The organism is Granulicatella balaenopterae, from assembly GCF_900111135.1.
GTDB classification, from domain to species: domain Bacteria; phylum Bacillota; class Bacilli; order Lactobacillales; family Aerococcaceae; genus Granulicatella; species Granulicatella balaenopterae.
The window spans coordinates 15213-36792 of record NZ_FOGF01000020.1; the positions used below are offsets into that span (position 1 = coordinate 15213).

Genomic DNA, 21580 nt, shown 5'->3' on the forward strand with positions numbered 1-21580 from the left:
TTGTTCCCTCCTTCAAAATATTCTAGCTGTTTTGATATTCGGAGAGTATTATACCATTTTTTTTACATAATATCAATCTTTTTTGCTAATCTAATAATTATCACTAAGACTATACTAATAAACGGTCTAGTAGTATTGTAATTGTGTACGAATTAATTTTTATATTCGATTGCTTCTTCAATCCATTCCCAAGCTTTTTCTTTTCCTTGTCCTGTTTGAGAAGAATACACTAACAAATCTTCATCACGTACATTCCCAAATGCTTTACGGATGGCACTCTTATGTTTATTCCATTTACCACGAGGAATTTTATCACATTTTGTCATTACAATTTTGTATGGAATATCATAATAATCTAAAAATTCTTTCATTTGAACATCTTCACGACTTGGCTCATGACGGAAATCAACTAAGATTAACACTAATTTTAGCATTTTTCTTGTTGTAATATACTCCTCAATCATACGTCCCCATTTAGCGCGTTCTTTTTTTGAGACGCGAGCATAACCATATCCTGGTACGTCGACAAAATAAAACATTTCATTAATTAGGTAAAAGTTCAATGTTTGTGTCTTTCCTGGTTGCGAAGAAGTTCTCGCTAAAGCCTTACGATTAATTAAATTATTAATAAAAGAAGATTTACCGACATTTGAACGTCCTGATAAACCAATTTCTGGTAAAAATGTTGTTGGATATTGCGCAGGGCTAACTGCACTCATTACGATATCTGATTTTGTAACTTTCATATTTTCCTCCTAGATTTCTTGTCCTTTTGGTTCTACTTTAACAAAATACAATAAGAATGCTCCTATTAAGAATAAGAAGATTAATGAAAATACTCCATCAAGAGAATTCCCTGTATATTGTGCGGTTAAACCGACTAGTGTTGTTCCTAAAATTGATGAAAATTTTCCGAATACATTATAAAATCCGAAAAACTCATTTGATTGTTCTTCTGGAATAATTTGCCCAAACATCGAACGACTCAATGCTTGAATTCCTCCTTGTGCTGTACCGACTAATATAGTTAAAATAATGAATTTATCCATTGTCTGAACTGTTAATGCCATCACACAAATTAAAATGTAAGTGAAAATCCCAAGAAATAGTGTTTTCTTATTACCAATTCGTTTTGAGATTCGTCCATAAATAATACTAAATGGAAAAGCAACAAATTGTACCATTAATAAAATACCAATTAACATACTATCTGAAATACCAATGTCTGAACCAATAGCCGTCGCCATTTTAAAGATGGTTCCAACACCGTCAATATAAAAGAAATATGCAATTAGAAATAAAAATACTTGCTTATGTTGGCCAATTTTTTGTAAGGTTGTGAATAAGCGTTTAAAACTTTCCACGATTAGGACACCTTCATGTTCACGATAAGTTGTTTGTTTAACGTGTTTCCAATATGGTATTGTAAAAATAAACCACCATAAACCTGTCATAAAGAATCCAATCTTAACAATCAATGTACTATCTAACCCTGAATAAAACATAATCGCCATAAATATTATAAAGGGAATCGTACTTCCTATATAACCTAGTCCGTATCCTAATGATGATACTTTATCCATCCGCTTAAAGGTAGTAACATCCATAATCGAACTATCATAAAATATATTCGAGGCTGAATACCCAATTCCTGAAATCGTATAGAAGACTAATAATATAAGCCATTGATCTTCATTTAAAAAAATCATTCCCCACACAGAGAGTACTCCCATCAAGGTTCCAATTGTAAACATTGGATTCCGCATACCTTTATAATCTGCTAATGCTCCTAAAACAGGTGCTAATATCGATACAATTAGCGTTGAAATAGAGTTAGCATAACCTAGATATGCTGTTGAATTAACACTGCTAATTCCCGCATTGGTCGCAACATCTTTAAAGAATAAAGGAAAAATAGCTGTTACAATCATTAACGAATATACTGAATTCGCCCAATCTTGTAGCATCCACGCCCATTCTTCTTTGGTATAATCCAATTTTAAAAATTTCATTAAAACGCGCTCTATCTTCTAATAGTAATTAGTAAGACCAAGCACTTTCAACTCCTTTCTGATAATGCGCTAATTCCTATTATAAAGTGAAAACAACCTATAAGCAACATACCTTTGCCTATAGGTTGTCTTTTGTTAACATTCTTCTTGTTCTGAATTATAAAAAACTGGTTTTCCCTTAGATTCGACAACATCTCTCGTAACAATAACTTTCTTGACGTCCTCACGACTAGGTGTTTCAAACATAATATCTAGCATAACCGCTTCAATAATTGATCGTAAACCACGTGCACCAGTATTGCGTTCAATCGCTTTTTCAGCAATCGCATCTAATGCTTCATCGGTTACTTCTAATTCCACACCATCTAAGGCGAATAATTTCGCATATTGCTTAATAATAGCATTCTTTGGTTTTGTTAGAATACTAATTAAATCATCTTTAGTTAATTTTTCTAATGCAGTTACTACCGGCAAACGACCAATAAACTCTGGAATTAAGCCGAATTTTAATAAGTCTTCTGGAATAATTTGTTGCATTAAACTTGTTTCTTCATCGATACCTTTAGAAGCATTTGAGCCAAAACCAATGACTTTTGCTCCTAATCTTTCCTTAACGATTGTTTCGATACCATCAAAAGCACCACCTACAATGAATAAGATATTAGTAGTATCTACATCGATTAATTCTTGGTGTGGGTGTTTGCGTCCACCTTCTGGAGGAACTGATGCAACTGTACCTTCTAAAATTTTAAGTAAGGCTTGTTGTACACCTTCACCACTAACATCACGAGTAATTGATACATTTTCACTTTTACGAGCAATTTTATCGATTTCATCAACATAAATAATCCCACGTTGGGCACGCTCAACATCGTAATTTGTTGATTGTAATAATTTAACGATAATATTTTCAACATCTTCCCCTACATATCCTGCTTCAGTTAATGTTGTTGCATCCGCAATCGCAAATGGCACATCTAAAATTCTTGCTAATGATTGTGCTAAATAAGTCTTCCCTGATCCAGTTGGTCCAATTAAACAAATATTACTTTTTTGCAATTCAACCTCATCTTCTTCTTTTGTCATTAAATGATTAATTCGTTTATAGTGGTTATATACTGCTACAGCTAAGGCTTTTTTAGCGGCATCTTGCCCGATGACGTATTCATTTAGTGTGTCTGTAATTTCTTTTGGTTTTGGTGTTTCTTTAATTTCCTCACTATATTGATGCACAATTTCTTTATCAATGATTTCTTTGCATAAATTAATACATTCATCACAAATAAATACATCTGGTCCCGCAATAATACGGTTGACGTTTGATTGTGGCTTCCCACAAAAAGAACATCTTACTTGAGTATTTTCTTCGTTATTCAAAATTTTCCCTCCATTCCCTTTTCTTTAGGAATTCTAAATTCGTTTATAAGCGTACCATACCTTAGCCTTTCATACAAGAAAAGTTACTTAATTTTCACAAAAATAAAAAGGCCAGAACTAGTCCGGCCTTCGATAGTCATATCTTCATTATGCTTCTTTAGCAGTGTCAACAATCATTGCTAGTGCTTTTTTCATTGCAATATCATTTTTTAACATTTCAGTTGAAACTGAAGAGCGAACAACTGCTTCTGCCATGTTGTATTGTGCTGCTAATTCTTTTACTTCAGCATCTACATCTTCATCAGAAACTTCGATGTTTTCATCTTTAACGATTTGTTCTAATACTAAGTTAGTTTTAGTGCGAACATCTGCATCGCCTTTCATCATTTCAACTAAATCAGCTTCAGTTGTGTTAGTGATTTGGAAGTACATTTCTGGTGCAATTCCGTTACGACGCATATCGTTTAGGTAGTGTTGTACTTGACGGTTAACTTCTTCGTCGACCATTTCTTGTGGTAATTCAACGATTTCAGCATTTTCAACAGCTTTACGAACTGCTAAGTCAGCAACTGCATCTGTAGCTTGTGCTTCTTTTTGTTCTTCTAATTGTTTACGGAATTTAGCTTTTAATTCATCTAATGTTTCAACTTCATCGTCGATATCTTTAGCGAATTCGTCGTTTAATTCTGGTAATTCTTTAGCTTTAACTTCATGAACTGTTACTTTGAAAGTAGCTTCTTGTCCTTTTAAGTTTTCTGCTTGGTAATCTTCAGGGAAAGTTACTTTAACTTCTACTGCTTCGCCTTCTGAAGTGCCAACTAATTGATCTTCAAATCCTGGAATGAATGATCCTGAGCCTAATTCTAATGCGTGATTTTCAGCTTTTCCGCCTTCGAATGCTTCGTCTCCTAAGAATCCTTCAAAGTCAATAACAACTGTATCGCCTAATTCAGCTTTACCTTCTTTGATTACTAGTTCAGCTGCATTAGCTTGTTCAGTTAATAAACGATCTTCAACTTCTTTATCTGAAACTTCACGATCTTGTTTTTCAACTGTTAAGTTTTTGAATTCACCTAATTTTACTTCAGGTTTAACAATTACTTCAGCTTTGATTACCCAAGGAGTTCCTTGTTCTAAAGATACGATATCGATTTTTGGTTGTGTTACTGGGTAAATTCCAGCTTCTTCAACAGCGTTATCATATGCGTCTGGTAAAACGATATTTAATGCATCTTCATATAATGCAACTTCACCGTACATTTTGTTAAATACTTGACGGTTTACTTTACCTTTACGGAATCCTGGGATATTTAAATTCTTTTTAATACGATTAAATGCTTTATCTAACCCTTGTTTTTTTTCTTCTTCAGAAATTTCAAAAGTTAAAACAACTTTATTTGTTTCAATGTTTTCAACTGATACTGTCATTTTTATGCCTCCAAATTTTTTTATTTATTATTATTTCGTATAACACTTTTGCATACTTTTACAGTTTACTACATGAATTGCCATTTGTAAAACAAAATATTTGATTAGATTGGTGCTTATATTTTCAATTATTGCATGTTTTATAAGCTTTTGGGGCTAACTTTTTTGTAGTGGACTATTCTACTATGCAAATTACCACCTATTCTATTAAAGAATTCGTTAATAGTCAGTGAAAATATTATCGAAAAAAATAAGTGGAACTCGTTTTTACATTTCCACCTCTTAACTAGACATTATACTACCAAAAGACTGATAGATAAAGCTTTTTCGCCAATATTTCATTATTTTTTTAAAGCTATCTAACTACAAATATAGGATTGACACTCTTATGCATCAGACTGTATATGATAGAACGTCTTTGTAACATAGCTATCATTAGTAGTTTACAATATACTAAAAGTTGGACTTCTATTGTATGATTACAAAAAACGATGCTAGCAGAACTAACATCGTGGTACAGTACTTATTTTAATTTATCCGCTACTTTTCTAGTGTGATGGCTAGTGTTTGATAGGCTTCTAGTGTGATTTTCCTAGTTAAGTCTGCTGTTTTTACTGGGTAATTGCTTAATAGGACTTGTGCTTTGGCTTCGTTTGGCCATTCATCATTTAGATTGATCGTTTGTTTTGATGTATAGAAGTTGTTTAGGACAATTATTTTTTTGTTGTCTAGTTGGCGTACGTAGGCAAAGATTCCTGGATGGTCTAGTTGGATACCTCGGTAGCTACCTTCTGCAATGATTGGATTTGTTTTGCGAATTTTGATTAATTCTTGGTAGTATTTGAAGATTTTGCCTGTTGCTAATTCTTGTTGAACATTAATTTTGGTGAAATTATCGGCTACTTTTAACCAAGGTGTGCCTGTTGTGAAACCTGCATTTTCTGTTGTATCCCACTGCATTGGTGTACGGCTATTATCACGTGATTTGTCTTTGATATAGCTCATTACAGTATCGTGATCGATGCCTTTTTTAATTAATTCTTGATAAGCATTATGCGTTTCAATATCGACATAATCGTCAATTTCATCAAAGTTTGGATTCGTCATGCCGATTTCTTCTCCCTGATAAATATAAGGAGTGCCTCGTAAGAAGTGAATCGTTTGCGCCAACATGCTGCTCGTTTCAAATGGATAGTTCTCCACGTCACCAAAACGAGAATTTGCACGTGGTTGGTCATGGTTATTCCAGAATAAAGCATTCCAGCCATTGCCATCCGACATTCCTGTTTGCCAGTCATTTAAGATTTGTTTTAATTCTTGGAAATCAAATGGAACTTTTGACCATTTTTCACCGTCTTTATAATCTACTTTCAAGTGATGAAAACTGAAAATCATTGATAATTCATCACGATTTGGATTGGTATATAAGACACCATTTTCAATTGTGGTTGATGACATTTCACCAACTGTTACGATATCTGCCATTGAGCCAAAACTATTTTTATTAATCAATTGGATATAGTCGTGAACGATTGGTTTATCGGTATATAGTGCCTTTTCTTGTGTGCTATCGCCTGTTGAATCGATTAATCTTTCGTCTTTTCCAATCACATTTAATACGTCAAATCGGAAACCTTTCACGCCTTTTTCTAGCCAGAAGTTAACGACTTTAATTAATTCTTTTTGAACATTGGGATTGCGCCAGTTTAAATCGGCTTGCGTCACATCATAGAGATGCAAGTAATATTGGTCAGTATCGCCAAATTTAGCCCAAGCTGGCCCACCGAATTTTGATTGCCAATTAGTTGGTAAGGAGCCATCTCCTTTGGTTGGGCGAATGATGTAGAAATCTTGGTAGTATGGATCACCAAGTAATGCTTTTTGGAACCATTCGCATTCGATTGACGTATGATTAAAGACCATATCAAGCATTAATTCAATCTTAGCTTTTTTGGCAACTGCTACTAATTCTTCTAAATCAGCCATCGTCCCAAACATTGGATCAACCGACATATAATCCGTCACATCATAGCCATTATCCTTTTGCGGTGAAATGTAAAATGGATTTAACCAAATCATATCAATTCCTAACTTTTCTAAATAGGGAATCTTTTCAATAATCCCTCGTAAATCCCCAATTCCATCACCATTTGAATCTTTAAATGACTTTGGATATAGTTGGTAGATTACTTTATCTTTCATTTTCATTGTATTTTCCCCTAACCTATAACGGAAGAAAAGAGCGCGCTATATGCTACACTCTCTATCTTCTTTATTTAACTATTTTTTACTTTGAAATAATTTCTTTTTATCAAAAATGATTGTTAATACAAATGGTACCACTAAAACGATTACCATACAAATTAAGAACATCACCATTGAGCCAGGACGGATAACTAAGAAACCTGGTAAACCACCTACCCCAATACTATTGGCAGTAACTTTAGTAATTGTACTAATAAATCCAGCGATTCCTGAACCAATCATTGCTGCTACAAATGGGAAGACATATTTTAAGTTAATCCCAAACATCGCTGGTTCAGTAACCCCTAAGTAACATGAGATAGCTGCTGGAATTGACACTTGTTCTTCTTCCTTGTCGCCACGGTGTAGCCACCAAATCGCCATAACTGCCGAACCTTGAGCAATATTTGATAGAGCGATCATTGGCCATAATTGTGTACCACCAAAGTCACTAATTAACTGCATATCGATAGCATTTGTCATGTGGTGTAAACCAGTAATAACTAATGGAGAGTAGAAAGCTCCGAATAAAGCACCGAATAACCAGTTTAATGGACCAGTTAATCCTGCTAAAACAACGAATGAAATCCATTGACCCATTTGCCAACCGACTGGACCTAAGACTGTGTGAGCTAATATAATAGTTGGAATTAAAGCAAAGAATGGCACAAAAATCATTGAAACGGCATTTGGAATCCATTTACGTAACCAAATTTCTAAATAAGATAATGTAAATCCAGCGAAAATTGCTGGTAAAACTTGTGCTTGATAACCAATTTTATCAATTGTAAAATATCCAAAATCCCAGAATGGAATTGTGCCATCAGCTAATGCGCCTGCATAACCATAAGCGTTTAATAATTGTGGTGACACTAAACAAATCCCTAAGACAATCCCTAGAATTTGTGTCGTACCCATTTTCTTAGTAACACTCCACGTAATTCCAACAGGTAAGAAGTGGAAAATCGCTTCACCTGGTAACCATAAGAATGCATTCACGCCATTCCAAAATGGTGACACATCAACAATCTTATTGAAAACAGGATTTCCCAAAGCATCAAAAACCGGTTGTCCCTCAGTCATTTTTTGACCTAAGATTTCCATTGGTACACCCTCTAAAATATTACGGAAGCCCAAGATCAAACCACCGACGATAATTGCTGGAATAATTGGTGTGAAAATCTCAGCTAATACAGCCATTGCACGTTGTAACCAGTTTTGGTTTTGTTTAGCAGCTTTTTTCACTTCATCTTTTGATACGCCTTGTTTTCCTGAAATTGCGATAAAATCATTGTAAAATACTGAAACATCATTGCCGATAATCACTTGGAATTGACCTGCTTGTGTAAATGTCCCCTTAACGGCTTTAAGCTTTTCAATTTGCTTAACATCAGCAATTGATGGATTATTTAGTACAAATCTCATACGAGTTGCGCAATGAGTTACAGCTGCGATATTATCTGGTCCACCGAGTAAATGTAGCAATTCTTGTGCTTGTTGCTTAAAATCTGTCATTGTTTTTTCCCCCTACAAATTAATTTTCTATAATCTACAACTTGTCTATACAAGTTACTTTCATCTCTATTATATAAATCTTTTTTGCTTTTGCAAGCGTTTAAAATGAAAACTTCGCTTACTTAAAAAATGAATTTCATTTCAAATATTTGTTTATTGTGATATTTTTTCATACAAAAAAAAGCTAGAAAAGAATATATCATACTCTATACTAGCTTTCTATATTCGGTTGTATAAGAGGTTTTTTTGCATTTTCTATATTGATTCCTTAAAGTCTTAAGCATGTTGTCGCCTAGCAAAATCAACAAATTTAAACTTATCTAAACGGTGGCGACTTTCAGAATACTGAATAAAGCTTGTATCTTCTAAAAAGACTTCACTACGAACAACTACTACATGCGTATCTTGTCCCAAGGCCATTAATTCGCAATCTTCTTTGGTAATCGGTTCGACATTGAATTCCTTCTTAGCATAAGCAATTAACAAACCTATGTCGCCTTCTAAATAATCATATAATGAAATCGCCATCTGTTCATTTGGTAAATGCATCTCTTTCGATAGACATTTAATATAATCCTTATCTAAAATAATCACCTCACCATTAATCTCTCTTTGGCGCACTAACAGAATCATCTCTTCATCTTCTGTAACTAAGCCTGCCTCTACTAAATGCTTTGGTGCCTTAACTCGTTCATTTTTCACCACAATTGTTCGTGATGGAATAGCTTGTTTAGCTTGTAATTCTTTAAAACTAACTAATCCTGATACCGGAAAATTATAACGTTTTACATCCAAAACAATTGATCCTTTACCTTGTTTCTTTTGGATATAGCCATGTTCTAATAAATTACGCAATGCTTTTCGAATCGTTTCACGTGATACTTGAAAATTTGCGACTAATTCATGCTCGCTTGGTAACAATGAGCCCACTGGGTATGTACCAGATTCAATTTTTTCTTTTAATTCAAAATATATTTTTTCATGTAATTTCATCATGATTCTCCCATATGCTAATTTATTATGTACCCTTCTTATTAAGAATACACTTTTCTAATGTTTTTAACAAGATACTGAGGAAATTCTCTCTACACTAGCTGTCTTTCTAATTCTTTTATTATGTCAACTACTGCCACTATTTTTACTTTGCACACGCCACTATTTTTGCTTAGCACACGCCACTATTTTTGCTTAGCGCACACCACACTTTTTTGTTTGTACACGTCGCACACCAAACGACTCACCACTCACCAAACGCCCCGCCACTCACCACAATTTCCCTACCATGCAAAAAAGCCACCAAATCCCTTTTACAGAAATTGATAGCTTTTCATCTTGTTTTCAATTATTTTGCTAGTGTTTCTAATACTTCTGGACGGAATCCTGAGAAAGCTTCTTTACCTGGTACTACAACAACAGGTAGTGAACTAAAACCTAATGCACGAACTTCTTCTAATGCTTCTTCTGATACGCTGACATCACGTTCTTCAAAAGCTATGCCATTATTTGTTAAAAATTGTTTTGTAAAATTACACTGCATACAATTTGGCTTTGAGTATACAATAACTGTTTTGTCTGACATTCTATTCACCTCGTCTTTATATCTTTTTTTATCATACCTTAACTTTTTTTGAAATACAATTAACTTGTTTGGCAGTGAAATTTATTTAATTTTGTTTGAAGACGCTGGGGTTATAACCACGCTTAGTTACATAGCCTTTTTTGCTCCATACGCCTAATTTGTTGTTTTTAGCGATTTTTTGATATTTTTTCATTTCTTTTAAAAGAGTAGTATTGGGTTTGTTGGCATAAGCAATCGTTGCTAGTCCCTCTTCAAGCAAGGTGTCTTGTACTAACTTGCCGTCGATATATAGGTAGACTAAAGCACGATTATAGTGGTCAGTCGGATCGCCTACATCAAAACTAACTTCAATATTATTAGAATTGGTGATTAATTCTTTCATGCGTTCAGTTGCTTCATCGGCAAATGGTTGCGCCTTTTTGTCTGGCTTTTCGGTTTCTGGTGTATCAACAATTAATAAACGAGCTTTGAAGCGTTCATTATCATACATCAAGTGATAAGTATCGCCATCAATCACACGATCAACTTCCACTTGGTATTTGGTTAATGGCTTAAAGACAGAAAAATCCTCGCCATCGAAGTGATGCCGAGAATCATGATTTGTTCTTACAATGTCTTCTTTTTCGAGATAACCAAACTTAATTCCTAAAAGAGTTAAGACGGTAATCATAAGGCCACCGAATTTTTTGATAGTTTCTTTAGAGATTTTCGTTTGTTTATTCATATTAACAGACCTTTCTATGCTGCTTCTACTTCAGTTTTAGCTGGTTCGTGTTTTTCGATAAGTGCTAAAACTTTGAATAATGTAAATTTCATAACTGGTGTGAAGACTAACATACTAATAACAGTACCTTCACGAATTGTGTTTTCTAATCCTGTTAACCAGCAAACCACTGGAATCACGAAAATTGCGATTACATCTAGCATTTGACGAGCACGAGGGAAACTCCATCCATAACGCTCACAAATAACCATAACTGTTGGCTCTAATGGGAAACTACCATAATTAATGGCCAGTAACAGTCCAATGCCAATCCCTAATAAGATAACCCCAATCACATTAAAAATCACACGATAAATATATAAATCTAATGGCAAATCAGCAAATAAAACAGTTACACCAAAGTTAATCACATAACCTAATCCATAAGCTAATACTAATTGCAATAGACGTTTTAATTCGAATTTCTTACCTAAATATGCCAATTGCACTAAAATACAAGTCGTATTAGTAATCATTGTCATCGTACCAAATTGTAACACAATCTTACCATTTGAATACTTTTCAATTAACCATAATGCCGTTAAATTAAACGCATCATATGGCGCCACTCCTATATTTGTTTTGATGGTCATTGCGATACCAAAACCAGTCATAATAATACTAATAATCAGACCGATAATTCGCCAATTTTTATTCTTCATATTTCCCCCTAGTTTGTACCCATAAACCAAATAGTGAAGCCAAACACTTCAATCCCTTGCTTATATCATACACATTTTTATAAACTTTTAAATATTATATAGTATTTAAGCCATATATTCAAGGAAATCATACTTTTTTTGAGATTATTTTATCGTAAAAGCTAATATTTTCTAATTTGTATACGGTATTCATTCGTTATTGAACAATTATCATTATGATAGCGTTTGATATATTTTAAAAAAATCTAACCTCATTTCAAATCAAAAAACCTCAACTAGTAATGCAATATCACTAATCCAGATGAAAAATTATTTTTGGTACATACAAGCAAATAGACTCAATGCAAATATCACCACTGCAATATATATAGAAATATGAATAACAAATGCTTCCACTATTGCCACCACGATAATAGCTATAATCATCGGACTAGTATACTTTAAAAACTGCCAACTAGAAGCCGTAATCGACCTCAAATCCAACTGATCCTCATCAGGTGTCTGTGAAATAGTCTCAACCCCAAAAGCAATCCGTAAATTAGCAACCGATAATCCAAGTAAAATATGCGCAATTTGCCCCCACAAAGAATAATAAATTTGAATATTCGCATGAAATAATAAAGCCAACATCATGCCTGGCGCTAATACTAGAATCGTCTCCGCCGCAGCAACTAGATTCGTCAATAATACATTCTTCCTAAACTGAGGGAACATCTCTGTTAGATCACGATCACTCAAACAAACAATAATTGTTAATGAAGCCAAAAACATTGCCGCTAAATTCAATAAGCCCATACTTTGCACAGTATCTTTCGTTAAGCCAAGCGTCATAACTACTATTAATAGTATATTAATTTTAATAATTTCCTTTATCCATTGTTTACCCATAGCTACACCCCAAACATTTTTAATTTATTTGATTGTTATTACCTATAATGATATCATATTTCACGCTATTTTTTTAGCACTACAAAGGATTTTTGGTATTTTAAAGGAAGTACGAATTTTGTCGAATTTTCTATTTGTATGATTACCTCTTTTTTTGGTAAAATAAAATTATTAAAAAAAGATTGAGGTGTCAAAAATGGCGAAAAATAGCCCGCAAGATTTAGAAAATAAAAAATATTTCTCACAACAATTAAATTACCTATTAGAAACCTTCGACAAACGCCAAATTGACTTACATAGAGATTTGAATATTCCTAAAAGCACATTAACTGGCTATGTAAAAGGAACATCTCTTCCAACAAAAGAAAATGTTCAAAAGCTAGCCAAATATTTTGACGTTAAGCAAGAAGATCTTGACCAACGATTCCAAAGCGAGCTTAACCATACGCCAATCGAAGCAAATTATGACGATATAGCAATTCTAACCTTATATCACTCATTAGACCCAACTTACCAACATAAAGTCTTACAATACGCAAAATCTCAACTTGATGAGCAACGTGCAGAAAATGTCGGAATTATCACCGCTAACTCTAATCAAGCAAAAACAAAACAAAATGGTCTAAATGCCGTTATGACTATCCAAACAGAAATTAATCATAAAAATTACCGATACGGTCATAAAAGTGATGGCTTATATTATACAAAGAAAGACTTGGCACCGTATGACTTTGCCTTAACCATTAGCGGAAATGCGATGTCCCCATTGATTAATGATGGTGACATTGTCTGCGTAAAGCGTAATGTACCATTTCAAGATGGTCTAACCTATATTATCGATATTAACGGTAAAACCTATTGTCGGAAAATCTATCAACATACCGATACCTATCAATTAGTTGCCAATAACACAGCACTCTTTATGCCACGAACCATCCGTAAGAATGAACAAATAAAGATTATTGGTCAAGTTGTCGATCACTTTATCCCAGAAAAGCTAGATTAAATTTATTAGTAAATTGCGTACAAATAGAGATAGCAAACAGCCTAAAAAAAATACCTAATAGCCATGAGTGACAAATGGTTCAAAAGATAAAAAGAACAGGATATTCTTTGCATATTCTGATAGCGCTTGCTAAAATATATGTATAGAGTAAGGAGGTCATACTCCCGCTTATCCTTCCTATAAAGTAGTACTAACGCAATTGTTAGTGCTACTTTTTTATGTGGGCCAACAAAAAAACAACCGCCAAGCGCACCTGACAGTTGTGGTTATGATTACTAATTAATTAATTGTTTGACTAATGTTAAGCTATTTTCGATATCTGCTACTTTAATGAATTCATCAGTTGTATGGATTTTTTCCATGCCCACCCCTAAAAGAATAGCTGCTACACCTTCGCTATTATAAATATTCGTATCACTTCCGCCACCACATGCTTCGACGCTGAATTTGAGTTGGGCTTTTTGGCAAGCTTGTTTGAAGTTTTCAATAACTGGGCTATCAGTTGAGATATTAAATCCAGGTGTGCCTTTTTTTACGCCAAATTGATAGCTAGCTTGATGTTTTTCGCAACCTGCTTGGAAAGCTTTTTCTGTGCGTTCTAGTAATTGATCTAGCTTTTGCGGATCTAAACTGCGGGCTTCAAACATAACTTCAAGCGATGGCATTACCACATTAGTTGCTACTCCTCCTGATACTTTACCAATATTGCAAGTTGTTTCGTGGTCAATCCGCCCAATTTGCATTTGACTAATAATATCACTTAAGACCACTAGCGCATTAATTCCTTCTTCGGGATTAACCCCTGAATGAGCCGCTTTACCGATAATTTTAATTGTCCCTTTTGCGGAATATGGCGCTTGATTATAGATTTTTCCGGGTTGACCTTCACCATCTAAGATATAAGCGTAATCAATTTTTCCTAATGCTTTGATATCTAAGTTTTTGGCGCCAAATATACCAATCTCTTCGGCAATTGAAAAGACACAAATCAAATTCTTGTGCTGTCCATTTAATTGTTTAGCATGTGCTAATAATTCTAATAAAACAGCCACACCAGCTTTATCATCTCCGCCTAAAATAGTGTCCCCACATGATCGGATTACGCCGTCTTCAATAATCGGTTCGACTCCCACGCAAGGTTGGACAGTATCGATATGGGCTGCTAAAAGGATTGTTTCACTATTTGCATCCGCACTATCTAATCGAGCAATGATATTTCCGCATGTGCCACCTAATTTGTGTCCGGCATCATCTTCGGTATAGAGAATCTCTAATTCATCTAAAAAGGCTTTAATATAATTTGCCACCTTATGTTCTTGTAAACTTACTGAATCGATTTTTACTAAATCTAAGAATCTTTCAATTACCATCTAAACTCCTCCTTATTGTTCTTTCAAATATTGGTATGCTTTTTCCAAACGTTTTAAGCCATCGACTACTTTTTGGCGCGAACAAGCTACATTCAAACGTAAGAAATATTCAGCCGTCTCACCATAAGTATTGCCCGGCATAATCGCTACTTTACCAACTTCAATCAGTGCTTTTTGCAATTTATCACTAGTTACACCTAATGCTTCAAAATTTATCCAAGCAAAATAACAACCGTCTGGCATTTGGCAAGTTAATTCTGGCATATGTTCTTCTAGATACTCACTAACATAACTGATATTGGCTTTCGTATGGGCTAATAATTCACTTAACCACTCATCGCATTCTTGATAAGCAGTAATCGTTGCGATAATCGCTAAAATTGCGGGTGAGGATACAGCTTCTTTATTTTTAATAATGTATAAAAATTCTTCTCTCAATTGACTATCCGGAATCATACCATACGAACCCGTCAAAGCCGGAATATTGAATGTTTTTGAAGCTGAGGTTAGAATCGCCATTTTTTCATAGGAACTTAACACTAAAATTGGTGTATAAGAACGTTTATAAGTAATATCCATATGAATATCATCCGAAATAATAAACACTTGATGCTTCTGACAAATAGCTATTAACTGCTTTAATTCTTCTTTTGTCCACACACGTCCAGTTGGATTATGCGGATTGCATAATAAAAATACTTTTGCTTTCTGAATAGCTTCTTCAAATGCAATAAAATCAATTGTATACTGACCTTCCTCATAACTTAGAGGACAGTCAATAATCTTACGCTTATTAGCACGAATTGTTTTAAAAAAAGCATCATAAGCCGGCGTCAAAATCACCACACCATCGCCTGCTTGACTCGTTAAATTAATTAATTTAGCCACGGAATACATCACACTTGGACTATAAATCAACCAATCTCCATTAACTTCTAAATGATAACGTTGATACCATTTTTGTACTGCACCCATAAACGCCTTATGATGCCAACGACTATAACCAAACACACCATGCTGGCAACGCTCGACTAGGCTATTAACAATCGCTTCCGGAGACTCTAAATCCATATCCGAAATCGTAAATGGCAATAAGTCTGCTTCCCCAAAACGGTCCTCAATATAGTCCCATTGCGTACAAAACGTTCCCCTACGATCAATTTCCTTGTTAAAATCAACCATCTAATCCATCCCCTTCATCAATGCAATAAATTCTTGATAACTTGAAATTTCTAAATATTTCGGATTCTTCATCGCATAATATAAACAACTAAATAAATTATTATTGTGTTTATTCTCAGGATCTACAGCAACCACAATAATCTTTTCAATCGATTCCTCACAAAATTCAACCGGCTGGGATAAGGTCACAAAAGCCCCCACACAATAATCCTTACGCTTTGACATACAATGCGGAATATATGTCCCTTCAAGTAGTAAAAAACTATCCTGCTTTTCACGTTCTAAAATTGCCAGATGTTCATCATGATTCAGACAACCACGCTCGACTAATTCCAAACTAATATCCTCAATCATTTCCTGCCATGGTTGTTGCGGCTTAACTTGATAAGAAAAAGCATATTCCTCTCTAAAAATCTGTTCAATCCGCTCTTTAAATAAGATATTTTCGAGTGCCTTACTGATATAACTAATTTCCTTACTACTAATAATTTGATTGACCGTAATCACCGTCTTAGGTAAATCCGTCAAATCCATTCCTGCATAATTATTAATAATCAACGCCTGATGATGTGTCTGTATTTCGCTTAATAAAGCATCTTTTGACCCCACCACACAAACATCAACATTTGGAATATTCGTTTCAATCATATTTTTATTAATATTTGCCAGTGAAATATGACGACCAATAATCACAATTTTCTGTCTAATATTATTCACACGATTCATCGAGCAAATGAAATACAATGCCAATAAATCAGCCTCATAGACTTCAATCCCAGTCTCCTGTTGTAAATAATTCGCAAAAATCAAACTAATATCAAACGAAAATGGGTTTTGAGCCTTCAAATTCGTTAAATTATAAATTTCACCTTGTTCAATAATAAAACTATAACTAATCGCCCTAGTAATATGTAAGACCAATTCTTTCACTAAAGTCATATCTAGCAACTTAATCTCAAAACGCTCTTCAATTTTAAGTAAAATATCAAGAATCGTCCCTTTAGTAATTCTAGCAAGCTCTTGGTTAACTTTATCTAAATAATCACTTAATAAATTATCCATCTTCTCTGTATATACTAAATCATTCTGAGAAAAGACTTGACTCATCACCGAATCGTCCTTAAGTACTATCGAATCATCTTTTCCTAACAAATAAACCGCCAAAATAATACTGGCAAATTGTCTCCCACTAACATAGGGATATTCCGCAATAATTGCTAGTTTGTGCTGGTTGAAATAGGCGACTATTTCTTGATAAAAATCCTTATCCAATCCTAATTCCTTTAAAAAATAACGATCCTTTTCATAAATCAAATTAGCTAATGCCAAGACTTTCTTAGCTTGACTTTCCTTAATATAATGTCCGTTCTTTCCAACACTTATTGCTAATTTATGTCGATAATCTTCTTTTAATTGAGCTAACTTTGCGCTAATGACTGGTGATGATAGATATAATTTTTCACTTAACTCTTCAATTGTGACTGCATCGTGAATTAATAATTGATATAAAATTTGGTGTTCATCATTCATCCAATCCTTTAATACATCATCTAACTTATCTTCATTGTCAATTTCTAATTGATATCCGTTCTGGTTTTTAGCAAATACAATCCTACCAAGTTCATGTTGCGCTAATACTTCATTAATCACATTAATATCTCTCATAACAGTTCGTGTTGATTTCTTAACAATTTCAGATATTCTTTTCAGTGAAACATTTTTATTTTTAAGTAATTCAACAATTTGAAATTGTCTACTATTAAACATAGATTCATCACCTTTTTATTATATTCTCTCTATTATTTTCTAATAGGTCACTAATATAGTCAACATTAGTTATAAAAAAACTACTTAATAAGATACAAAAACCAGCAAAACACGTAATATGTCCTACTGGCTAGTATTTTCTCAATTAGTTATTTGCTTTTTTAGCATCACGTGCAATTCTAATTTTCTTGAATGTAATAATTAAGAAGACGTTTAGGGCTACACCGATTGCTAGTGCTAAATAGAATGAGCCAGCTGGTTTGATTAATCCTAATAGTGGATCAAATACACCTAGTCCTGGAGCCATTCTTTGTACACCTAACATTAAAGCAATCATACCAGTAATACCACCTGCAATTGTGTTAGCTGCGATAACTGGCACTGGATCAGCTAATGCAAATGGGATAGCTGGTTCAGTCGCAACTGTAGAACCGACGATAATCGCACTTAAAGCAGATTCTTGTTCCATTTTAGAGAATAATTTAGGTTGTAATAAAGTAGCAACCCCGGCAGCGATCGGTGGAATCAATGTAACAACCCCAACAATACCATACCAATCATATACACCTTGTTCGATTAATGAGAAACAGAAGAACCAAGCAGTTTTATTAACTGGTCCACCCATATCAAATGCAAGCATCGCACCAACTAAGATAGCTGCTGGATATTTATATTCAATTGGAATACTATTCAAGAAGTTCAACGCACCAGTCATTAAACCGGCAAGTAAAGGTCCCATGAAGTAATAAGTAATGATACCAAAGATAAACATTGTAACGAATGGAATAATTGTAAAGTTGTACAATGGTTTTAATGTTTTACCTACTTTAATTTGTTTCATATATTTAACAAAATAACCAATTGCTAAACCGAAAATAATTGCTCCTAAGAAACCTGCACCTGATTCAGTACCAAGTAAGTTCTTATCATTAGCTAAATAACAAATAATAAAAGCTGGGGCAAAAGCTGGTTTATCACTAATTGAATAAGCAATATAAGCACCCATAATTGGAATCATGAATTTGAAACCTAAGTACCCGATATTTTCTAATACCCAAGCAAATGATGGATCTCCTGCTGACATATCAACATAAGCTGCACCATATTGAACCATGATATTAGCAATGGCAACTAACAAACCACCACCAATAACGAATGGTAATGAAGCAGACACACCAGACATTAAGTGACTAGTAATTGAGCCTTTTTTAGATTTTTGTTTACCTAATTTCACTTTTGGGTCAGCTGAGCTATTTGTAACTTGACCTTCAAACACAACTGCTTGTCCTTCTAAATCATCGAATAATGTTTCAATTGTTTTCAGTGCTTCAGAAACTTTCATTTCAATAACTTTTTTACCATTGAAACGTTCACGATCACTTTCAGTAATACTTCTACCTAGTGCCAAAATGACATAATCGGCATTTTTCACATCTTCTGGTGTTAATTCATTTTCAACACCAACTGCCCCTTGCGTTTCTACTTTGATTGTGTGTCCTAGTGATTTCGCTTTATTTTCCATGGCTTCCGCAACCATATATGTATGAGCAATACCTGCAGGACAGTTTGTTATCGCAACAATATTGTATTTTCCCATCTTCTCTCCTCCTAATTAAATTATTTTTTAATTTTTTCTACCAAATTAAAGTTTAGCTTTCAAATGTTGTTTCTAAGGCTTGTAATATTTGTTCTTTAGTACCATTTTTTAGAACTGCAACAAAATCTTGATGCATTAATTTACGACTAATTTTTGCAAGTAACTTTAAATGCTCATTCGCCGCTTCTTCTGGTGCAATAAAACAAATAAAGGTATTAACCGGTTTGTCATCGAGCGCTTGCCATTCTACTTGATTATTTGTACGTCCAAATAAAATCCCTACCTCATTAGCATATTTTGTCTTTGCGTGTGGAATAGCTACACCATAACCAAAACCTGTTGTCACTTCGCTTTCACGATCAAGTAACCCTTGATAAAAGCCTTCTTCTGATGAAACCTTCCCCACTTGATAGCCAAGTGCAGCAAATTCTTTCAAAATATTTTCTTTAGTCGATCCTTGTAAATTCAAATTAATACTTTCGCCATTGATAAGAGCCATACAACCATCCTCCAAACTATTTTCTTTTGGTTTCTTTCTACACTTATAGCTTATCCTACATTTATGATTTGTTGAATAAAGCTTTTGTCAGTAAGTGAATGACAAAAATATTAATGGCGATAAAAAACAACCGCCAAGCGCACCTGACAGTTGTGGTTATGATCTTTTTAAATGTTTTTTTATTTGATTCATTTTTAAATACGAAACTTGGCAAGTGGTTCCTTCACAAAATATGATTTCACGAGTCGAACAATTGATTTCTTTAACATTTTTAGGATTTAATAGTATTGAGCGGGATAATGAGTATAAATAAGCATTCGAATCCAATTCTTTAATATCCGATAAACATCCATAAATTTCCTTACGATATCCTTTGCCAAATACAATAATGCGATGTGATTTGGTTCCTGCTGTCACATATAAAATATCCCGAAATGGTAAAGATACCCCTGTGTGCCCTTGATAAGAATACGATAGAATATCCACTTGCTCTTCTTGCTGGTTAAAACATTTTTCCATTTCTAATTGTAAACAGTGTCGGATGCGCCTACTTATTTCTGCTTGGCCACTATCCTTAGCAATGAAATCCATTACACCTACATGAGCCTCTAAAGTCAATGGCATTGCTTCTGATATTGTCGTCATAAAAACAAAACTCGCATAAGGATTATACCTACGAACTTCGACGATTGTTTCTAAACCGCCATATCTTTGTGATTCAATCTCCAAATCAATAAAATAAATATCGTACATTTCTTGATTCGAAATTAACTCTTGACAAGCTTTCAACGACATATAAACATCCACCACGAAACGGCAATTATGCTCTTTAGTAAATTCGTGAATAATCTTCTCTAGGTTCGACAAATGAATCGGATTATCTTCTATAATTGCAATTTTCAACATATCTTAACACCTCGTTTCGAAAAAAATGGTTTGCGTAAAGTGACTATTACTAATATGAGTTTCAATATCTATGCTATCCAAATCTGCACATATTTCAGATAGATTGGCCAGACCTTGACCTCTATTATACCCTTTAGTTGAATAACCTCTTTGCCATATTTTTTGGCCATCAATCAAAATTTTCTGATCACGTGTATTTTTGACAATCATCACTACTTGATTATTCTTCACAAGTAAAGATAGCGTTACTTCTGGATTTCTAGCATTGATTGTCGCTTCCAATGCATTATCCAATAGAATTGTTAATATACGCACTGTTTCTAATAATGGTGCATTCACTGGTGGTACTTCTTGCATCACTTCTAATCGAAACGGAATTCCATTATTTTTTGCCTGAATCATTTTATTGGCGATAACTCCACGGAAGCCAATTTCTTTTATTTTCCCCAAGTTAAAGCCGCTATAATAACTTGAACTAATTTGCTGATGCATCTTTTCAAAAACTGATTCATAAATTTTCGTTACTTCTTCTATATCTTGTGCTTTTATAGCTGAATCCATCGTACTCATGATTCCACCAAAATCATGACGAAACCCTCTGACTTCATTATATAAAGTAGCTAATTCATCAACCATATGATTAGCTCCTCTAATTTCTTCTTCTTTTTGTTGTACAATTTTTTGATGTAAATATTTCAATTGCTGATCCCGCAAATATAGCATTACTAATAAAGTAACAATGAAGATAGATAATGATGCGGTTACTTTAATTTCTAAATATTCAT

19 protein-coding genes are annotated in these 21580 nt (G+C 34.0%); 1 reads left to right on the plus strand and 18 read right to left on the minus strand.

What is annotated here, in order from left to right; translation table 11 throughout:
- Positions 1–152 precede the first annotated feature (152 nt).
- The 11 genes from yihA to BMX09_RS05700 form a co-directional block, all read right to left on the minus strand.
- The gene (yihA, locus tag BMX09_RS05650) at positions 153–746 is read right to left on the minus strand and encodes a ribosome biogenesis GTP-binding protein YihA/YsxC (RefSeq protein WP_089746729.1); all 594 of its coding nucleotides are present in this window, start codon (positions 744–746) and stop codon (positions 153–155) included.
- A gap of 9 nt (positions 747–755) precedes the next feature.
- Complete coding sequence (locus BMX09_RS05655; protein ID WP_089746730.1) at positions 756–2012, minus strand: MFS transporter; 1257 nt, start codon at positions 2010–2012, stop codon at positions 756–758.
- A gap of 135 nt (positions 2013–2147) precedes the next feature.
- Positions 2148–3392: an ATP-dependent Clp protease ATP-binding subunit ClpX gene (gene clpX, locus BMX09_RS05660; RefSeq protein ID WP_089746731.1), complete on the minus strand. Its 1245-nt coding sequence runs from the start codon at positions 3390–3392 to the stop codon at positions 2148–2150.
- Positions 3393–3536: 144 nt separating this feature from the next.
- Complete coding sequence (gene tig / locus BMX09_RS05665; RefSeq protein ID WP_089746732.1) at positions 3537–4817, minus strand: trigger factor; 1281 nt, start codon at positions 4815–4817, stop codon at positions 3537–3539.
- Positions 4818–5357: 540 nt separating this feature from the next.
- Positions 5358–7025 carry an alpha,alpha-phosphotrehalase gene (gene treC / locus BMX09_RS05670; protein WP_089746733.1) on the minus strand — a complete coding sequence of 556 codons (1668 nt, stop codon included), beginning with the start codon at positions 7023–7025 and terminating at the stop codon, positions 5358–5360.
- Positions 7026–7097: 72 nt separating this feature from the next.
- Positions 7098–8576 carry a PTS system trehalose-specific EIIBC component gene (gene treP / locus BMX09_RS05675; protein WP_089746734.1) on the minus strand — a complete coding sequence of 493 codons (1479 nt, stop codon included), beginning with the start codon at positions 8574–8576 and terminating at the stop codon, positions 7098–7100.
- Between the two features lie 276 nt (positions 8577–8852).
- The gene (gene treR / locus BMX09_RS05680; RefSeq protein WP_089746735.1) at positions 8853–9572 is read right to left on the minus strand and encodes a trehalose operon repressor; all 720 of its coding nucleotides are present in this window, start codon (positions 9570–9572) and stop codon (positions 8853–8855) included.
- Positions 9573–9918: 346 nt separating this feature from the next.
- The gene (gene nrdH / locus BMX09_RS05685; protein ID WP_089746736.1) at positions 9919–10155 is read right to left on the minus strand and encodes a glutaredoxin-like protein NrdH; all 237 of its coding nucleotides are present in this window, start codon (positions 10153–10155) and stop codon (positions 9919–9921) included.
- Between the two features lie 85 nt (positions 10156–10240).
- Positions 10241–10879 carry a thermonuclease family protein gene (locus BMX09_RS05690; protein WP_089746737.1) on the minus strand — a complete coding sequence of 213 codons (639 nt, stop codon included), beginning with the start codon at positions 10877–10879 and terminating at the stop codon, positions 10241–10243.
- Between the two features lie 14 nt (positions 10880–10893).
- Positions 10894–11580 (minus strand): hypothetical protein, encoded by a 687-nt coding sequence (locus tag BMX09_RS05695; protein ID WP_089746738.1) that lies wholly within the window; start codon positions 11578–11580, stop codon positions 10894–10896.
- A 309-nt stretch (positions 11581–11889) separates the two neighbouring features.
- A complete protein-coding gene (locus BMX09_RS05700) occupies positions 11890–12468 on the minus strand; it encodes a hypothetical protein (protein WP_089746739.1) in 579 nt (192 codons plus the stop codon).
- 196 nt (positions 12469–12664) lie between these two features.
- On the opposite strand from BMX09_RS05700, the gene BMX09_RS05705 reads away from it, so the two are divergent.
- Positions 12665–13474, plus strand: a complete 810-nt coding sequence (locus BMX09_RS05705) for an XRE family transcriptional regulator (protein ID WP_089746740.1) — start codon at positions 12665–12667, stop codon at positions 13472–13474.
- 275 nt (positions 13475–13749) lie between these two features.
- On the opposite strand, the gene BMX09_RS05710 is transcribed toward BMX09_RS05705, so the two are convergent.
- The 7 genes from BMX09_RS05710 to BMX09_RS05740 form a co-directional block, all read right to left on the minus strand.
- Positions 13750–14844: a M20/M25/M40 family metallo-hydrolase gene (locus BMX09_RS05710; protein ID WP_089746741.1), complete on the minus strand. Its 1095-nt coding sequence runs from the start codon at positions 14842–14844 to the stop codon at positions 13750–13752.
- A 12-nt stretch (positions 14845–14856) separates the two neighbouring features.
- The gene (locus BMX09_RS05715) at positions 14857–16026 is read right to left on the minus strand and encodes a MalY/PatB family protein (RefSeq protein WP_089746742.1); all 1170 of its coding nucleotides are present in this window, start codon (positions 16024–16026) and stop codon (positions 14857–14859) included.
- On the minus strand, positions 16027–17793 hold the full coding sequence (locus BMX09_RS05720; protein ID WP_089746743.1) for an HTH domain-containing protein: 1767 nt from the start codon (positions 17791–17793) through the stop codon (positions 16027–16029).
- A gap of 145 nt (positions 17794–17938) precedes the next feature.
- Complete coding sequence (locus tag BMX09_RS05725; protein WP_089746744.1) at positions 17939–19390, minus strand: fructose-specific PTS transporter subunit EIIC; 1452 nt, start codon at positions 19388–19390, stop codon at positions 17939–17941.
- Positions 19391–19442: 52 nt separating this feature from the next.
- Positions 19443–19889, minus strand: coding sequence for a PTS fructose transporter subunit IIA (locus tag BMX09_RS05730; RefSeq protein WP_089746745.1), 447 nt, complete (start codon positions 19887–19889; stop codon positions 19443–19445).
- A 156-nt stretch (positions 19890–20045) separates the two neighbouring features.
- Positions 20046–20795, minus strand: coding sequence for a response regulator transcription factor (locus BMX09_RS05735; protein WP_089746746.1), 750 nt, complete (start codon positions 20793–20795; stop codon positions 20046–20048).
- A gap of 3 nt (positions 20796–20798) precedes the next feature.
- Positions 20799–21580, minus strand: a 782-nt coding sequence (locus BMX09_RS05740) for a sensor histidine kinase (protein ID WP_143054383.1), incomplete at its 5' end; no start/stop codon positions are given.